The organism is Streptomyces sp. GESEQ-35 (genome assembly GCF_017948485.1).
Classification (GTDB): Bacteria; Actinomycetota; Actinomycetes; order Streptomycetales; family Streptomycetaceae; genus Streptomyces.
Genome location: NZ_JAFFSX010000041.1, coordinates 45225 through 61698, shown reverse-complemented (window position 1 = coordinate 61698; position 16474 = coordinate 45225). Strand labels below are relative to the sequence as shown.

Genomic DNA, 16474 nt, shown 5'->3' with positions numbered 1-16474 from the left:
GATCGAGCGGCAACAGGCCGAACGCCTGGCCAGGCTGCGGGCGGAACGCGACCAGCGGGCGGTCGACTCGGCCCTCGCGGCTCTGAAGAAGGCCGCCGAGGGCGAGGACAACGTGCTGTATCCGATGAAGGAGGCGTTGCGGGCTCGGGCGACGGTGGGTGAGGTGTGCAATGCCCTTCGGGAGGTTTGGGGGACTCATGTGCCGAGCGACGCGTTCTGAGTGACCGACCGTCCAGCAGGACCGGAGTCCGAGTGTCGTACCCCCGTGCGACACTCGTTTCCATGCTCGGTGTCACTGATCTCCCCACCTATCTCGCAGGCCTCGTCCTGATCGTCCTGCTCCCCGGACCCAACTCCCTGTACGTCCTCTCGGTCGCCGCCCGTCGGGGCGTCCGCGCCGGGTACACCGCCGCGGCGGGAGTCTGGTGCGGGGACACCGTGTTGATGACCCTCTCGGCCGCCGGAGTCGCTTCCCTGCTCCAGGGGAATGCCGTGCTGTTCGGGATCGTGAAGTACGCCGGCGCCGGTTATCTGACCTGGCTCGCGATAGGGATGCTGCGCACCGCGTGGGGGATGTGGCGGACGCGGCGGGACAAGGCCGATGCCCAGGACGCCCCTGCCGCCGCCGATGAGCGGCCCTTCCGTCGGGCGCTGGTCGTCAGCCTGTTCAACCCGAAGGCGATCCTGTTCTTCGTCGCCTTCTTCGTGCAGTTCGTCGATCCGGGGTACGCCTACCAGGCGCTCTCCTTCGTCGTCCTCGGCGCCCTGGCCCAGCTCGCCAGCTTCCTGTACCTCAGCGCCCTGATATTCAGCGGCACCAAGCTGGCCGCCGCCTTCCGCCGCCGCAAGGGCCTGTCGGCGGGGGCGACCTCGGCCGCGGGCGCGCTGTTCCTCGGGTTCGCGGTGAAGCTGTCGCTGGCGAGCTGACAGCCGACGCCGGCGGTCGCGCCCTTTAGGGGCGCGGGGAACTGCGCGACAAGCCCCCACCGGCCCGCAGTGAACGAACCACCTATCCAGCGGACAGGCCGACCCGCGCCAGGTACTCCGCGAGTCCCATCGCCCCTGCGCCCGCCCAGCCGACATACCCGTCCGGCCGGACAAGGAACAGCCCGACCCCGTACGACTCTTGGGCCGGCCCGGAGACGACCCGCACCGACTCGGGCACCCGAGGGGCCTCCGTGCCGACGGCCACCAGCGTCCAGTGCGGCCCGCGGAAAACGTCGAAGAGGCGGACGCCGTCCAGTGTGCCGTCGGGTGCACGGTCGCCCGCACGCACGGGACCGGAAACCTCCCCGACCTGCACAGTCAGCGACGAGCCCCGGTACCCCAGCCCCAGTTGCCGCGTCGCCTCGCCCCGCCTGACCTCGCCGCGGTGCACGCTCGTGGACAGGCCCAGCATGTCCGCGGCATTGGCGCGGCGCTCCTCCTCGTACGTGTCCAGCAGCGCCGCCGGAGCCCCGTCCCGCAGCACCGCGCCCAGCTTCCAGCCCAGGTTGTACGCGTCCTGGACGCTGGTGTTGAGCCCCTGCCCGCCAGCGGGCGAGTGCACATGTGCCGCGTCCCCCGCGAGGAACACCCGGCCTTCGTGGAAGCGGTCAGCCAGCGCCGCCCGGGGACGGAAGTCGGACGCCCAGCGGAGCTCGGTCACGTCCTCGGCGTCGAGGTGCGAACGGTCGGCGACGATCTTGCGCACACCGTCCAGGGATGTATCGGGATCGGTGCCCTCCGGGAATCCCGCGGTCAGCTGGAAGTCCTCGGTGCCCGCGAGCGGGCAGATCGCGAGGAAGTTCTCCCCCTCGCGCGGCGGGAAGATGTGCCAGTTGTCGCGGTCCAGGCCGGTGATCCGCACATCCGCCACCAGCACCGGGTTCGGGTCCACGGTCTCCCCGGTCATACCGATGCCCAGCGCCCGGCGCACGACCGAGCGGCCCCCGTCGGCGGCGACCAGACAGCGTGCGGTGACGGCGTCCCCCGAGGCGAAGTGCGCGGTCACGCCCGCCGGGTTCTGCTCGACCGACACGACCTCGCGGCCGAACTCGACCCGCCCGCCGAGTTCTGTCAGCCGGGCGAACAGGATCTCCTGCGTACGCCACTGCGGCACCATCCACGGCGCGTTGTACGGCGAGTCCTCCGTCGCCTCGGCCGGGTCGAACATCTGGTGCTCGCCCGCCCGCCGGCCGTCCTGCCAGATCATCCCGACCGGATAGGTGCCGCCGGCCGCGCGGATCGCGTCCAGGACGCCCAGGTCGTCGAAGACCTCCATGGTGCGCGGCTGGATGCCCTTGCCGCGCGAGCCCGGGAACAGCCGGTCGGCCCGCTCCACGACCAGCGCGGACACACCACGCCGGGCCAGGTCGACGCCGAGGGCCAGCCCGGTGGGGCCGGCGCCCACGATCAGTACGTCAACAGTCATGACCCACTCTCCTTAACAGCGTTAAGTGCTGTCGATGACGAGAGTGCCCTTAACGTTGTTAAGCTGTCAAGCGTGAATACGGAACGCCGAGCGCCCCTCGACCGCAAACGGGTCGCGGACACCGCCCTGAAGCTCCTGAACGAGGTCGGTCTGGACGGCCTGACCCTGCGCGCGATCGCCAGGGAGCTGGACGTCAAGGCGCCGGCCCTGTACTGGCACTTCAAGGACAAGCAGGCGCTGCTCGACGAGATGGCGACGGAGATCTACCGCCGGATGGCCGCCGGAACCGCGCTCGACCCCGGGGACACCTGGCAGGAGCGGCTGCTGACGTCCAACCGCGCCCTGCGCACGGAGCTGCTCGCCTACCGCGACGGCGCCAAGGTGTTCAGCGGCACCCGCTTCACCGGTCTGGAGCACGCCGGGCAGATGGAGGCGAACCTGCGCCTCTTCACGGCCGCCGGGTTCACCCTCGCCCAGGCGGTCCGCGCGACCTCGACGACGTACCTCTACACGATCGGTTTCGTCACCGAGGAGCAGGGCGTCGAGCCGCTGCCCGGCGAGCGCCGCGAGGGCTTCGACGTCGAGGAACGCGCCCGCCTGATGGCCGAGTTCCCTCTGTCGGCCAAGGCGGGCGCGGAGATGTTCGAGGATTACGACCAGCACTTCGAGGAGGGGCTGGCTCTGATCATTTCGGGGATCGAGGCACGTTATGGGGTCGCCTGAGCGCCTTTCGCGCGGCCGGCCAGTGCCTTGCGCACCGCCCGGGTGACGATCGGCGGGAGCAGGTCCCGGCCGATGCGCCGGGCGAGTGAGCGCTGCGGTCGAGGCGCGGGGGCGGGCTCCGGCTCGGGCTCCTTGTAGTAGCGGGAGTGCGGGAAGGACGGCGGCTGCATGCCCTTCTTGGCGCGCGTGCGGACCAGGCGGTGCCCTGCGGCGTCCTGGATGCTCAGCCCGACGTCCGTGCGCTCCCGGACCATGGTGAGCAGCTCCTTCTGGAGGGGCTCGGGGTCGCCCCAGGTGCCGTACAGCTTCTGTGTGCTGAGGCAGACCGGGCGCAGCCCGCGGTTGAGGACGGCCTCCCAGGTGGCGACCGAGACGCCCGGGGTGTGTTCGGAGCGGAAGTCGTCGAGGACGACGATGCCGTCGGGCAGCAGGAGGTCGTGTGCGGCACCGATGTCGTCGTGGACGTGCTCGTACAGGTGTGAGGCGTCGATGTGGAGGAAGCGGCAGCTGTCGGTGTCGACCTCCTGGGAGATCAGGGAGCTGGGGCCCTGGATCACCTTCGGCAGGCTGTCGTGGAAGGCGAGGTAGTTCCGCTCGAAGGCCTGCCGGGTGAGTGATCCGTACGACTTGTTGTGCTCGGCCCGGTTCGCCCCGTCCGGGGCATCGCCCTCGAACAGGTCACAGACTGTGAACTTCTCGCCGTCCCCCAGGTGCTCGCCCAGCAGGATCGCGCTCTTGCCCATGAAGACGCCGAGTTCCACCAGGTCGCCGCGCTGCCCCAGTCTTTGCTGCCGGTCCAGGAACCACGTGAACAGCACCTGGTCCAGTGGCGGGAACCATCCCGGGACGTCTTTCAGCTCACCGGGGTGCGTGTCGATCTGCTGTGGATTGGCCATGAAGCGAGTCTGCTCACTCGATGCCGGGCAATCTATCGACGGGCTGAACGTCCGGTGAACAAACCCCGAAAGGAAGCCTCGCGGCCCCAGCCCAGGGCGAACCCCGTCAGCGCGCCTTGGCGAGCGTGGCCCGCAGCCTCGGACCGAACGGCTTCTCGACGAAGCGGTGCAGCAGCCAGGCCAGCACCAGCATCGAGGCGATCGTCAGGATGAACGTCAGCCCCGCAGAGACGTACATCTCCTTGTGGAGCGCGTGAATCACCACCCAGCCGAGGTGCTCGTGGACCAGGTAGAAGGGGTACGTCAGGGCTCCGGCCACGGTCAGCCAGGGCCAGTTCGCCCAGTTTAGCCAGCCCAGCGCGATCGCCGCCACGGCCACGAAGCCGAACGTCACGATGGCCACGATCACCAGCTGGGAGCGGTTGGCGAAGGCGTCCGGGCTCGGGGCGCGCCACAGGCTCTGGACCACGATGTGCTGCCCGATCAGCCAGCTCACGCCGACGATGCCCCAGGCGTACGGGTCGCGCCGGTCGCGGTGGACGAGGTAGAGGCCGACGCCGCCGATGAACATCGGCGCGTACTCGGGCATGACGAAGATGTCGAGCAGCGGCTGATCGGCGCCCTGCGCGATCGCCGCCAGTACCGTCCAGCCCGCACAGAACATGATCACCCGCTGCCGGGTCGCACCCGGGAGTACGACAAACAGCGCGAACAGTACGTAGAAGCGAACCTCGGCCCACAGAGTCCAGCAAACACCGAGCGTACGGTCCACTCCCATCGGATACTGAAGCATCGTCAGGTTGACCAGCGTCTCGCTGGGCGACAGTGCCTTGTAGGCGACCATGGGCAGCGCGAACACGGCGGTGACGATCAGGATCGCGGCCCAGTACGCGGGCATCAGCCGGGAGACGCGGGAGGCGAAGAACGACTTCAGGGGCCGGCCCCAGCCGCTCATGCAGATCACGAACCCGCTGATGACGAAGAACACCTGGACGCCGAGACAGCCGTACGAGAACCACGCGTGAAGGGTGGGGAACTGATGTTTGGGCGAGCTGCCCCAGGCGGTGGTGACATCACCGCCCCGGCCGCCGTAGTGGTAGGCGGCCACCATCAGCGCGGCTATGAGTCGCAGTCCGTCGAGGGCGCGCAGTCGCGTTTCGCGGGGTTTCGTCCGTTCCGGCAGCGGAGCCGTCTCGGGTGCCGGTCGGACGGTCATGCTGGTCACGAAAATCCCCTCGACGGGTTAGCTCCTGTGGGTGACCACAGCACATTAGTCCGAATCACAGGTATGACTTGGTTGACGGGCCAGGGATTACCCCCCTGGTTGCCGGGAGTTCACCTTGCGGTAGTTTTCACTTTCTAATTTTTTCCTCCATCCCCTCACGGATGCGCAAACAGTTTCAAGATCCCCCCAACAGCCGATACGCGGCAGCAAACACAAAGCATTGGCTTGGCAACACAACAGGAGTGCCATGACGAGGGTCCAGAACAGAAGATCACGTGCGCGTGGGGGGGAGCTGGACGACTGCTTGCGTGCGTGCGCTGTACACAGCGGCAAACTCGTCGGAAGCATCGACCGGCGCCGCATCGATCTCTCGGAGCAGCTGCGGAAGCTGTTGGTCGTGTGGGGAACCACACCCGCCGCTGCCGCGCCCGCCCCGGCCGGCGGGGCCACCGCGCTGCTCAAGCGTGCGGTCAAGGGCACCACGGCCCCGGCCTCCGGGCTCGGCCAGGAACTGCTCGACGCCCTGCTCGCCGTGGCCAACCAGGCGCTGAAGTGCGGCTACGACGACGAGCTGAACCTCGCTCTGGTGATCAGCGACACCGTCCTCGCCCACCGCAAGAACTCCCGCGCCGGCTGGCGACTGCGCGCCCGTCTCCTGGAGGCCCTCGGCGAGGAGGCCGAGGCGGTGGAGGCGTACGAGAAGTACCTCACCCTCACCGACGAGGACGGCTTCGGCGTCACCGCGAAGATCGCCGGACTGCGGGTGGCCGGCGACCGCGAGCGCGAGTTGCTGGAGCTGCTGAAGCGTCAGGTCCCGCGCGCCGGGGAGTTCGCCCCCGGCAACGCGACCGACGTCTGGGCCGAGGGCCTCGCCCTGCACGCCGCCGGTGACTGGGCCGAAGCCGAACCCCGGATGGTCGGTGCGCTGGTCGCGCTGGCCGCCGACGACGCCCCCGTCGCCGACCGGCAGGATCTGCTGAGCCAGTACCTGGACCTGCGCATCGGCCTCGACACCGATGTCACCGCCCTCACCGAGGCCCTCGCCCTCTACGCCGAGCAGCGCCGCAGCCGTATGCGCGGTCCTGTGGCCGACCCCACCATCGGCGGGGTGAAGTGGATCAGCCTCGGCGAGTTCCGCAACCGGATCGCCGGCAAGTCCATCTGCCTGATCGCCAACTCCGGCCGGGTCGGCGCCAGTTCGATGGGCGCCGAGATCGACGCGTACGACCTGGTGGTGCGCTTCAACTCGTACCGGATCGACCCGAAGCACACCGGCAGCCGTACGGACATCCACGCCACGATCCACAAGCACGGCTTCAACTGGGAGAAGCGGGTCGACACCCGGCTCGTCTTCGGCGGTATCTCCGGCGACTGGAAGTGGTCGCTGCGCAACCGGCTGGTGCCCGGCGGCCAGGAGTTCCTCGGCGACGAGTCGCTGCGCTGGCCGGTGCGCAACATCGGCAGACTCGGCAGCGACGTCTGGCCGGGCATCCCGACCACCGGCTTCAACATGCTGTACCTGCTGGACTTCCTGGACGTCAGCCCCACGCTCGACCTGATCGGCTTCGACTTCTACGAGAGCGGCGCCTACCGCGTCCAGGAAGCGATGAAGCTCGCCATCACGTCCGTGCACGAGTACACCAGCGAGAAGGATTGGGTCATGCAGCGGGCCCAGAGCGTGACCGACATGAGGATATCCCTGCGATGACGACGACTTCCCTGACCGGGGCCCCCGCACAGGCCACGCACTCCGCGACCGACATCACCGGCAAGCGGCGCATCGCCTTCGCGTCCTACGTCGACGAGAACTACCTGCCCGGCTTTCTCGTCCTGCTGCGCAGCCTCGCGCTGACCAACCCGAGCGTGTGTGAGGACTTCGTCGTCCTCTACGACGATCTGCGGCCCGGCTCGATCGCCAAGATCCGCGCCCTGCACCCGCGCATCGTGCTGCGCCGCGTCAACGACACGCACTACGACTCGTACCAGAAGGGCGACCAGGACAACTACCTGGTCCGCAAGGCGTACTTCATCCTCGACGTCTTCCGGATGCGTGAGTACGACACCGTCATCACGCTCGACACGGACATGGTCGTCCTCGGTGACCTGGGCGAGCTGCTGAAGCTGCGCGAGGGCCTGGCGGCCGTGTCGCAGTTCTTCTACGGGCAGCACAAGCTCAACTCGGGTCTGCTGGTCATCCAGCGCGAGTACCTGAGCGACGCGTTCTGCGCCAGGCTCGACGCGACCGGACGCAGCGGCGACTACGAACTCGACAAGCACGACCAGGGCATCCTGAACGCCGTGCTCGACGGCGACTTCATCCGCCTCGACGCCCGCTACAACTTCGTCAAGCGGCGGCTCTCCGGCGACCTGCCGGTGCCCGAGGACACGGCGATCCTGCACTTCACCGGCCGCCACAAGCCGTGGCAGGGCGGCGAGGCCGGGTACAGCCTCGCCGAGGAGAAGTGGCGCGAGTTCGAGCTGGGCGACGCCGACTTCCACGCTGCCTACCTCGCCTCCTCGGGCGGCCTCCACCACGACCTGGTCGTGCACTACGGCACCCCGCACGTCGCCCGCACCGGCGATGTCGAGACCGCCCGCAAGGTGGCCGCCGCGCATGTCGCGAACGGCAACTACCAGGACGCCGTCGACCTGCTCAGCAGCGTCCGCATCCCCCTCGACGAGGCCTGGCCGCACGAGGTGCTCGGCCACGCCCTGATGAGCGTCTCCCGGTACGACGAGGCCAAGGCACAGCTGCTGATGGCGACGGCCGCCCCCAACCGGGCCGCCACCGCCTACTCACGGCTCGCCCAGATGGCCTGGGTGCACGGCGACAACGCCTCGGCCCTGAAGTACGCGACGAGCGGCATGTCCGTCGACATCACCCACCGCCCCAGCCGTCTGTGGGCGCAGCGCGCGGCGGCCGTCCCGGCGCAGGAGCAGGGCACCGCCGAGGACCAGCTCGCGCACGTCGCCTTCTACATGGACCGGCAGGGCAACGCGGGCGACAAGCTGCTCCCGGAGAGCGTCCGCAGCGCCTTCGGGCCGGACACCACCTCCCGCCGCTGGCACTCGGTGCACGCCCACCGGCTGTTCGACGAGTCCGCGCTGGAGCGCGTCAACGCCCGCCGCGGCCTGGTCATCGGCGGCGGCGGCCTGTTCATCCCGGACACCATGCCGAACGGCAACAGTGCCTGGCAGTGGAACGTCCCGGACGACCTGATGCGCCGTATCGACGTTCCGATCGCGGTCTACGCCGTGGGCTTCAACGCCTTCGACGGCCAGTCCTATCGGGCGGGCCGCTTCCGGGACTCGCTGCGCCTCCTCGTCGAGAAGTCGTCCTTCTTCGGGCTGCGCAACCACGGCTCGATCGAGAAGGTGCGCGGCATGCTGCCGTCCCACCTGCACGACAAGGTGCGCTTCCAGCCGTGCCCGACCACGGTGACGCGCCAGCTCGTCCCGGGCTGGCAGGACCCGGTGAAGCGCGACGACACCATCCTGATCAACGCCGCCTACGACCGTGCGGGTCTGCGCTTCGGCCACGACTACAGCTACTTCCTGGCCCAGATGGCCCAGGCGGTACGGGACTTGGGCGAGCAGGGCGACGTGCAGTGCGTGGCGCACTCGCTCGACGACGAGAAGATCGTCTTCGATCTGCGGCGCGAGCACGGCATCTCGATGCCCGTCATTCCGATGTACGACTTCGAGAACGACGAGATCAGGGACCTCTACGCCCGCACCAAGCTGGTGATCGGTATGCGCGGCCACGCGGGCATGATCCCGTTCGGCTGTGGCACGCCCATCATCAGCCTGATCTCGCACCCGAAGATGGCGTACTTCCTGCGCGACATCGAGCGGCCCGAGTGGGGCGTGTCCGTGCACGACCGCCATCTCGCCGCCCGTCTGGTGGAACGCTCCAAGGACCTGCTCCGCGACCATGCGGCCACCGTCGCCGACGTACACGGCCGGCAGCAGGAACTGTGGAAGGTCACCGAGGCGAACGCGGCGGATCTGCGCGCGATCCTCGGCGGTTGAGCCACGCCGAAACCGGTCGCCGCTGTTCCTGAACCCGGTGGGCCTGGAAGGGAATTCCCTTCCGGGCCCACCCGTTCTGTCTCAGTCGTTCGGCGTGAACAGCAGATTCCGCGTCTTGGCCGGCCGAGGCGCGTACCAGGGCACGAGCTTTCCGTCGGCCTCGGTGACCCAGTTGCAGTCGTAGCCCAGGGGGTTGAACTCGGAGAGGAGCCCGTCCATCTCGGCGTCCCGCAGCGCTTCCAGCATCACGGTCGGCCGGTCGCGCTTGAGCACCTGCCGGGCTCCCTCGAGGACCGACATCTCATGGCCCTCGACGTCGATCTTGATGAGGTCCAGCTTGGTATCGGCGAACACCTCGTCCAGGGGCAGCAGCCGGATCCGCTTCAGCTCGGCGTCCGAGGCGGCCGCCTCCAGGGTCGAGCCCGTGGACAGCAGGTTTCCCGAGAAGCGGACGCTGATCTCGGCCCATCCCGCCTGGCTGGAGACGCCCGCCTGATAGAGCTTGACGTTCTGGACGCCGTTCGAGCGGACGTTCACCGAGAGGCGGGCGTGGATCTGGTCCACCGGCTCGAAGGCATGGATCTTCGCCTTCGGACTGGCGAGGGCGGCGATCATCGAGAAATAGCCGACATGCGCTCCGACGTCGGCGATCGTCGTGCTCTTGGCGGCCAGCCGGGACCAGGTGGCGAGGCTGCCGGGCTCGTAGCCGAACTTTCCGTTCCACAAGGTGTCGAGGGCGACCGCGTCGTCGTTCACGCAGAACATGACGAATGGTGGGCAATAAGGAGAGTTGATCTCTGCGTAGCCCCTATAGGGGTGCTTCTTGCGGTGGTTGACGATGATGTCGCTCGTGGAGACCGGCCGAACAGATGGTGCGTGGGCCAGCATGCGGGCATTCGCTTCATCGAGCTGGGATATACGCATTCCGCGATCGTAGGGCGGTCCTCAGGGTCTGTGGCAGGCTTCCCGAACATATGTAGTGGGCGCGGCCGCTACTTGACTTTGCAGTCACGTAGCGGCCGCGCCCACTTGCGCAGAGGCACCGGACCTCAGCGGCGTACCGCCTTCTTCAGCGCCCGTGCCCGGCGCACCACGCGCCGTGCCGTCGAGTTGCGCGGCAGGAAGGACAGCCGCTCGGGGATGCCGCCGGGCAGCCCGAGCGAGGTGAGCCGCTTGCGCTTGAAGTAGCGCTGGGTGCGCGGGCCGAAGTGTGCGGAGAGGTAGCGCTCCGCGGCCGGGCGCAGGCTCGGGTAGATCTGCGGCTGCATCGTGAACCCTATGGCGGTGACCAGGGCGCCCAGCGTGTCGGACGCGACGGTGTCCTCGCCCTTGCGGCCCTCCAGGTCCGGCAGCACCGCGTCCGCCAGCACGGCCGGCACGCGGTTGCTGTTCTGGTACGGCGTGAGCCGGTCGAGGAGCGGCTCGGTGCCGATGCGGGCGACCGGGAGGTCGTAGAACGCGGAGGCGGTGAACAGCGCCGTCGAGAAGCAGCCGACGACCAGTCCGGGCCGGGCCTTCTCGAACAGCACCTCGGCGAGGACGGGCGTGTCCAGGACGGTGAGGTCGACGCCGAGCTTCTCGGCCTCGGTCTCCAGGATCCGGCTGTAGCGGGCCGGGGCCGTGGGGTGCGGCTTGAACACGATCGAGCGGTGCCCGCGCTCCACGGCTCCGCGCATCATCCGCACGTGCAGCTCCTCTTCCTCCTTGGGGGAGAGGATGTTCAGCGCGGACAGGTACTGGCCGAGCAGCAGCGCCGCGTTGTCCGGCAGGACCGGCAACTCCGGTACGGCGCCGCCGAGTCCGCTGAGCACCTTCAGGAACGCGGGCGTCGGCACGATGTGTGCCGGGACGTCGAACTCGGTCAGCAACATCGGCGTCAGACCGGGCACCAGGTCCAGGTGCAGCAGTCGCCGTACCCGGGTGCCGACCAGCGGGTCCAGCTTGTTGCGGGTGGGGCCGTAGCTCATCAGGCCGTCGGCGTAGACGTCGATCGGGGCGCCGGTGAACAGCTGGGCCAGCGTGAGCGCCGGGCTGACCTGGATGGACTCCAGGACCAGTTCCACCCGGTCGTCGCCCAGGTCCCACAGCAGCCGCAGGTACCGCTCGAACAACGGGATGTCGTCCGGGCGCGGCACCCAGGCGCCGGGGTGGAAGGGCTTGATGGCCTCGTTGAAGGTCAGCACGCCGTCGAAGTGGTCGCGCAGCGACTCGAAGCCCGGCATCTCGTCGACCGCGGGTGTGGTCTCCGGCGTCGTGGAGTTGTTGAACACCAGCAGCAGCCGGCGGTCCGCCTCGGCGAAGCAGTCCGAGTCGATCGCGGCGGCGAGGGTGGCCGCTCCGTACAGCGTCGAGGCGCAGAAGATCTGGGTCGTACGGGACATCAGGCGGCCGCCTTCGCAGTGGAGACCCGGCGCCGCAACCGCCGCAGCTTGCTGGCCCGGCGCAGGTCCATGGTGTCGAGCACATCGACGAGCTGGTCCTGCGGCATGCGCTTGATCGCCGCCGCGGACCGGATCCGCAGCTGCTTGGCCACCTCCGGCTCGAACTTGTCGATCTCGGAGAGGTGGTGGGCGATGATCGCGCAGTACGTCCGAACCGCCTTCGGCAGCAGCAGCTCGGCGTCCCGGTCGGTCGCCGTCTCTTCAACCACCTGGTCGAAGGCGCGGATGAAGTCGAGTTGACGGACATCCCCAATTTGAGTGAGAGAGGAAGCGACCCCGCGCCGGTAGAAGACGCCGAGCAGACCGACGACGGCGAACGACTCCGCCTCGCGGTGCAGCTTCCAGATCCACGGCCGGTCCTCGGCGGTGCGCAGACCGTCCGTGAAGTGCAGCAACCCCTTGTCCAGCAGACGGCGGTGGTACGCGCCGGCCCAGGCGTAGGCGTAGTCCACGGAGGTCGAGCGGTCGACGGGGAGGATCGCGTCGCGGGGGTTGAGTACCTCGTTACGGCGGCCGTACGGGTGTCTGTGGACGGTACGGGCGCGGGCGGTGGCCTGGACGTGGTCGGTGCGGATGAAGTCGCAGCCCAGCTGCTCGATGGCGGCCACCAGGTCGGAGAGGTAGCCCGGCGCGAGCCAGTCGTCGCCGTCGAGGAAGGTCAGGTACTCGCCGGTCGCCGCGTCGAGGCCCGTGTTTCGCGCGGTGGCCAGCCCCCCGTTCTCCTCGTGGCGGAGGTAGCGCACCTGAGCGACATCCGAGAGCTCCTCGGCCGCTCGTTCGAGAATCGCGGGGGTTTCGTCTTTGGATTTGTCGTCAACAAGGATGAACTCGAAGTCGCGCCTGGCGTTCACGCGAAGGCTTCTGAGCATGTCGGGGGCGTATTGCTGCACGTTGTAGAACGGCACGATCACGGAAAGCTTTGGCACGTGCGGAAGCCTAGGGGGCCCTCCGGCGGCAGAACTTTCTGGTGATCGTACTACAGGTGAACTCAGTGTGTCGGAACGGTGCATGCCGAGTACTTCCGCAGGTTTGACGGGCCAGTTCGGTTGTCGTGGTGTTGTTGTTAACCTTCTGTTGAGTCGCGGTTGGGCTATACCTAGGAAATGCTTCCTAGCGTCTTGGATGTGCCAGCAAGTACAAGCAGACTCCCGCGGATCGCCGTACTCGCGGACTCCGACACCCGCTGGAAGTGGGGTGCCCTGACCGCGGGTCGCATCGCTCCGGGCCCGTCAATGGAAACCGGAGCACAAGGCGACACGCAAGTTGCCCCTGCCCTGAGCGGATTTCTGCTACGCGGCCGGGCCACTCCAACCGCCCGCCAGCTGGCGGAGGTCGGTGTCACGGTCGACTCCCTGCGGGAGGTGACAGCCGTCGAATTCCTGCGCGCCATGGCGCAGGAGGAGTACGACATCGTCGTGCTCTCCCTCGTCGGCGGCGGTGTCCAGGCGATGCTGCACGGCCTGGCGCGGGTCTGGGAGGGCCGCCCGAAGCGTCCCGTCGTCGTCACCGGCTATGTCGGCGTCGTCTACGAGAAGCTCGCCGACGGCCTGCTGCTGCGGCACGGCGCGGACCTCGTCCTCGCCAACTCCCGCCAGGACGCGGACCGTTTCCGGGGTGTGTACGACGGTGTGGGCGCCGACTCCTCGTCGGTCACCGAAGTCGCCCTGCCGTTCCTGGGCGGAGCCGCCTACACCGGTGAACACGAGCCGTACACCGTGGTGTTCGCGGCCCAGCCCTCGGTCCCCGAGAGCCGCAAGGACCGTACGTACCTGCTGGACCGGCTGATTCAGCACGCCCGCAAGCACCCCGAGCGCGAGGTGCTGCTCAAGCTGCGCTCCAAGCCGGGCGAGCACACCACACACATCGAGGAACTGCCCTACCAGAAGCTGGCGCAGAAGAGCGATCTGCCCGCCAACTTCCGCCTGGTGTACGGGCACATGGGCGAGGTCCTGGACCGCACCGACCTGATGGTCACGATCAGCTCCACGGCGGCGCTGGAGGCCCTGCACCGACGCATCCCCACGGTGATCCTCTCCGACCTGGGTGTGCGCGAGATGCTCGGCAACCACCACTTCGTGGGCTCCGGCTGCCTCGCCTCCTGGGACCAGCTCGACGAGGGACACCGGCCCACGCCCGACGAGGAGTGGGTGTCCCGGCAGGGCGTCGCGGCGGACGGCACGTACGAGAACGCGTTCGACGCCGGCCGCGAGCGGATCGCCAAGCTGCTCGCCTCGCCCGAACTGCCGCCCCTCACCCCGTACTACACACCGGCGACCGCGCCCGGCTATCTGCCCGGCATCCTCGCCCGCCACCACCTCGGCCCGGACGGCAGCGTGCTGCCTGGGGCACCCTCGGTCGACAAGGAGCCGGGCCCTGTTCGGCAGGTCGTCCGCCGGGCCGCCCGCGGTGCCTACCGGCACGGGGTGCAGCGGGTAGCGCCTGTTATTCGGCGGATGGGAGAGCTGTGAGCGACCCGATTCAGAGCCAAGGAGTTCAGCCCATGTCCAACCCGGAAGCGGGTCAAGGCGCCCCGGTGCGCCGTGTGCTCGCGGTGATCCCCGCGCGCGGCGGCTCCAAGGGCGTGCCCGCGAAGAACCTCGCCCCCGTCGGGGGCGTGCCGCTGGTGGCCCGTGCGGTGCGCGAGTGCCGTGCCGCGCGGCTGGTGACGGACGTCGTGGTCTCGACGGACGACCAGGCGATCGCGGCCGCGGCCCGGCAGGCGGGCGCGGAGGTCGTGCTGCGCCCGGCCGCCATCGCCGGCGACCTGGCGACCTCCGAGGCCGCCGTCCTGCACGCCATGGACGCCCACGAGGCGCTGCACGGCGCCACGGTGGACGTGGTGATGCTGGTGCAGTGCACCAGCCCGTTCATCGCCCGGGAGGACGTGGACGGGGTCGCGGCGGCGATCGTCGAGAACGGCGCGGACACCGCGGTGACCGTGGCGGCGTTCCACGGGTTCGTCTGGCGCGACGGCGACGAGGACGCCGCGGACGGCGGCCACGGCGTCAACCACGACAAGTCGTTCCGCCCGCGTCGCCAGGACCGCCCCCAGGACTTCCTGGAGACCGGCGCCGCCTACGCGATGGACTCGGCCGGCTTCCGCAAGCACCAGCACCGCTTCTTCGGCCGCACCGAGCTGGTCCGCACGGACCCCGCCCGCGTGCTGGAGATCGACGACCACCACGAGCTGGCCCGCGCCCGCGCGCTGGCGCCGCTCTTCGACGCGAACCGCCCCGGTTCGCTGCCGACCGCCGCCGACATCGACGCGGTCGTCCTGGACTTCGACGGCACCCAGACGGACGACAGGGTGCTGATCGACTCCGACGGAAAGGAGGTCGTCTCCGTGCACCGCGGAGACGGCCTCGGTATCGCGGCCCTGCGCAAGTCGGGCCTGAAGATGCTGATCCTGTCCACGGAGCAGAACCCGGTCGTCGCCGCCCGCGCACGGAAGCTGCAGATTCCCGTGCTGCACGGCATCGACCGGAAAGACCTCGCACTGAAGCAGTGGTGCGAGGAGCAGGGCATCGCGCCTGAGCGCGTGCTCTACGTCGGCAACGACGTCAACGACCTCCCGTGCTTCGCCCTCGTGGGCTGGCCCGTGGCGGTCGCGAGCGCCCACGACGTCGTGCGCGGCGCCGCACGCGCGGTTACCACCGTCCCCGGTGGCGACGGCGCGATCCGAGAGATCGCCAGCTGGATCCTCGGCCCCTCTCTCGACTCCCTCACCAAGTAAGGAAAGCCATGAGCACCAACACCCGCATCCGTTCGTTCGGTTCGCGTGAAGTCGGCCCCGGTAAGCCCGTCTACGTCTGCGGCGAGATCGGCATCAACCACAACGGTGAGCTGGAGAACGCCTTCAAGCTGATCGACGTGGCCGCCGAGGCCGGCTGTGACGCGGTCAAGTTCCAGAAGCGCACGCCGGAGATCTGCACCCCGCGCGACCAGTGGGACATCGAGCGCGACACCCCCTGGGGCCGGATGACCTACATCGACTACCGCCACCGCGTGGAGTTCGGTGAGGACGAGTACCGCCAGATCGACGACTACTGCAAGTCCAAGAACATCGCCTGGTTCGCCTCCCCGTGGGACACCGAGGCCGTCGCCTTCCTGGAGAAGTTCGACATCCCCGCCCACAAGGTCGCCTCCGCGTCCCTCACCGACGACGAGCTGCTGAAGGCGCTGCGTGCCACCGGCCGCGCGGTGATCCTCTCCACCGGCATGTCGACCCCGAAGCAGATCCGCCACGCGGTCGAGGTGCTCGGCTCGGACAACATCCTGATGTGCCACGCCACGTCGACCTACCCGGCGAAGGCCGAGGAGCTCAACCTCCGCGTGATCAACACGCTGGAGAAGGAGTTCCCGAACGTCCCGATCGGCTACTCCGGCCACGAGACCGGCCTCCAGACCACCCTCGCCGCGGTCGCCCTGGGCGCCACCTTCGTCGAGCGTCACATCACCCTCGACCGCGCCATGTGGGGCTCCGACCAGGCCGCCTCCGTCGAGCCGCAGGGCCTGGTCCGCCTGGTCCGCGACATCCGTACCATCGAGGCCTCCCTCGGTGACGGTGTCAAGAAGGTCTACGAGTCCGAACTCGGCCCGATGAAGAAGCTGCGCCGCATCAGCGGCGTCGTCGCCGAGGCCGAGATCGCCGCCGCCGCGGGCGAGCCGGTCCAGGTCTGATCCACAGCAGACAGCGGTTCGGGGCGGACGCCGGCGGGCGTCCGCCCCTTCCGCCCCGAAACGC

The 16474-nt window shown here is 68.9% G+C and carries 14 protein-coding genes; 8 read left to right on the top strand and 6 right to left on the bottom strand.

Features of this window, described 5'->3' with window-relative positions:
• Together KCH87_RS46000 and leuE are read left to right on the top strand one after the other, a co-directional pair.
• A partial coding sequence (locus tag KCH87_RS46000; RefSeq protein WP_247197825.1) for a methylmalonyl-CoA mutase family protein occupies window positions 1-220 on the top strand: 220 nt, incomplete at its 5' end.
• A 62-nt stretch (window positions 221-282) separates the two neighbouring features.
• Window positions 283-927: a leucine efflux protein LeuE gene (gene leuE, locus KCH87_RS45995; RefSeq protein ID WP_210593943.1), complete on the top strand. Its 645-nt coding sequence runs from the start codon at window positions 283-285 to the stop codon at window positions 925-927.
• An 82-nt stretch (window positions 928-1009) separates the two neighbouring features.
• Here leuE and KCH87_RS45990 read toward each other — a convergent pair whose 3' ends face one another.
• Complete coding sequence (locus KCH87_RS45990) at window positions 1010-2413, bottom strand: FAD-dependent oxidoreductase (protein WP_210593942.1); 1404 nt, start codon at window positions 2411-2413, stop codon at window positions 1010-1012.
• Between the two features lie 72 nt (window positions 2414-2485).
• Here KCH87_RS45990 and KCH87_RS45985 point away from each other — a divergent pair, with 72 nt between their 5' ends.
• Window positions 2486-3136 (top strand): TetR/AcrR family transcriptional regulator, encoded by a 651-nt coding sequence (locus KCH87_RS45985; protein WP_210593941.1) that lies wholly within the window; start codon window positions 2486-2488, stop codon window positions 3134-3136.
• Here KCH87_RS45985 and KCH87_RS45980 read toward each other — a convergent pair.
• Both KCH87_RS45980 and KCH87_RS45975 read right to left on the bottom strand, forming a co-directional pair.
• A complete protein-coding gene (locus KCH87_RS45980) occupies window positions 3121-4032 on the bottom strand; it encodes a class I SAM-dependent methyltransferase (RefSeq protein ID WP_210593940.1) in 912 nt (303 codons plus the stop codon). The two genes, KCH87_RS45985 and KCH87_RS45980, sit on opposite strands and share 16 nt — an antisense overlap.
• Before the next feature lie 106 nt (window positions 4033-4138).
• Window positions 4139-5248: an acyltransferase gene (locus KCH87_RS45975; protein WP_210593939.1), complete on the bottom strand. Its 1110-nt coding sequence runs from the start codon at window positions 5246-5248 to the stop codon at window positions 4139-4141.
• Between the two features lie 313 nt (window positions 5249-5561).
• On the opposite strand from KCH87_RS45975, the gene KCH87_RS45970 reads away from it, so the two are divergent.
• Entirely contained in the window at window positions 5562-6965 is a 1404-nt protein-coding gene (locus tag KCH87_RS45970; protein WP_247197824.1) for a glycosyltransferase family 29 protein, read from the top strand.
• A complete protein-coding gene (locus tag KCH87_RS45965) occupies window positions 6962-9289 on the top strand; it encodes a glycosyltransferase (RefSeq protein WP_210593937.1) in 2328 nt (775 codons plus the stop codon). Before KCH87_RS45970 ends, KCH87_RS45965 begins: the two co-directional genes overlap by 4 nt.
• An 81-nt stretch (window positions 9290-9370) precedes the next feature.
• Here KCH87_RS45965 and KCH87_RS45960 read toward each other — a convergent pair whose 3' ends face one another.
• The 3 genes from KCH87_RS45960 to KCH87_RS45950 all read right to left on the bottom strand — a co-directional run bounded on the left by KCH87_RS45960 (window position 9371) and on the right by KCH87_RS45950 (window position 12656).
• The gene (locus tag KCH87_RS45960; protein ID WP_210593936.1) at window positions 9371-10213 is read right to left on the bottom strand and encodes an FkbM family methyltransferase; all 843 of its coding nucleotides are present in this window, start codon (window positions 10211-10213) and stop codon (window positions 9371-9373) included.
• Between the two features lie 125 nt (window positions 10214-10338).
• Window positions 10339-11670: an alpha-2,8-polysialyltransferase family protein gene (locus KCH87_RS45955; RefSeq protein WP_210593935.1), complete on the bottom strand. Its 1332-nt coding sequence runs from the start codon at window positions 11668-11670 to the stop codon at window positions 10339-10341.
• Window positions 11670-12656, bottom strand: a complete 987-nt coding sequence (locus tag KCH87_RS45950; protein WP_210593934.1) for a glycosyltransferase family 2 protein — start codon at window positions 12654-12656, stop codon at window positions 11670-11672. Before KCH87_RS45950 ends, KCH87_RS45955 begins: the two co-directional genes overlap by 1 nt.
• A gap of 177 nt (window positions 12657-12833) precedes the next feature.
• Between KCH87_RS45950 and KCH87_RS45945 the strand changes: the two genes are divergently transcribed.
• From KCH87_RS45945 to KCH87_RS45935, 3 genes are read left to right on the top strand one after another with little or no spacing between them, the layout of a single operon-like run.
• Entirely contained in the window at window positions 12834-14198 is a 1365-nt protein-coding gene (locus tag KCH87_RS45945) for a DUF6716 putative glycosyltransferase (protein WP_247197823.1), read from the top strand.
• Window positions 14199-14230: 32 nt separating this feature from the next.
• Window positions 14231-15463: an N-acylneuraminate cytidylyltransferase gene (locus tag KCH87_RS45940; protein ID WP_210593932.1), complete on the top strand. Its 1233-nt coding sequence runs from the start codon at window positions 14231-14233 to the stop codon at window positions 15461-15463.
• 8 nt (window positions 15464-15471) lie between these two features.
• On the top strand, window positions 15472-16410 hold the full coding sequence (locus KCH87_RS45935; RefSeq protein WP_210593931.1) for an N-acetylneuraminate synthase family protein: 939 nt from the start codon (window positions 15472-15474) through the stop codon (window positions 16408-16410).
• The last annotated feature ends 64 nt before the right edge of the window (window positions 16411-16474 follow it).

What these genes read in the sequence shown, in the direction of transcription:
- leuE (WP_210593943.1), top strand. Translation starts at nt 283, where the DNA reads ATGCTCGGTGTCACTGATCTCCCCACCTATCTCGCAGGCCTCGTCCTG.
- KCH87_RS45990 (WP_210593942.1), bottom strand. Translation starts at nt 2,413, where the DNA reads ATGACTGTTGACGTACTGATCGTGGGCGCCGGCCCCACCGGGCTGGCC.
- KCH87_RS45980 (WP_210593940.1), bottom strand. Translation starts at nt 4,032, where the DNA reads ATGGCCAATCCACAGCAGATCGACACGCACCCCGGTGAGCTGAAAGAC.
- KCH87_RS45975 (WP_210593939.1), bottom strand. Translation starts at nt 5,248, where the DNA reads ATGACCGTCCGACCGGCACCCGAGACGGCTCCGCTGCCGGAACGGACG.
- KCH87_RS45965 (WP_210593937.1), top strand. Translation starts at nt 6,962, where the DNA reads ATGACGACGACTTCCCTGACCGGGGCCCCCGCACAGGCCACGCACTCC.
- KCH87_RS45960 (WP_210593936.1), bottom strand. Translation starts at nt 10,213, where the DNA reads ATGCGTATATCCCAGCTCGATGAAGCGAATGCCCGCATGCTGGCCCAC.
- KCH87_RS45955 (WP_210593935.1), bottom strand. Translation starts at nt 11,670, where the DNA reads ATGTCCCGTACGACCCAGATCTTCTGCGCCTCGACGCTGTACGGAGCG.
- KCH87_RS45945 (WP_247197823.1), top strand. Translation starts at nt 12,834, where the DNA reads ATGCTTCCTAGCGTCTTGGATGTGCCAGCAAGTACAAGCAGACTCCCG.
- KCH87_RS45940 (WP_210593932.1), top strand. Translation starts at nt 14,231, where the DNA reads ATGTCCAACCCGGAAGCGGGTCAAGGCGCCCCGGTGCGCCGTGTGCTC.
- KCH87_RS45935 (WP_210593931.1), top strand. Translation starts at nt 15,472, where the DNA reads ATGAGCACCAACACCCGCATCCGTTCGTTCGGTTCGCGTGAAGTCGGC.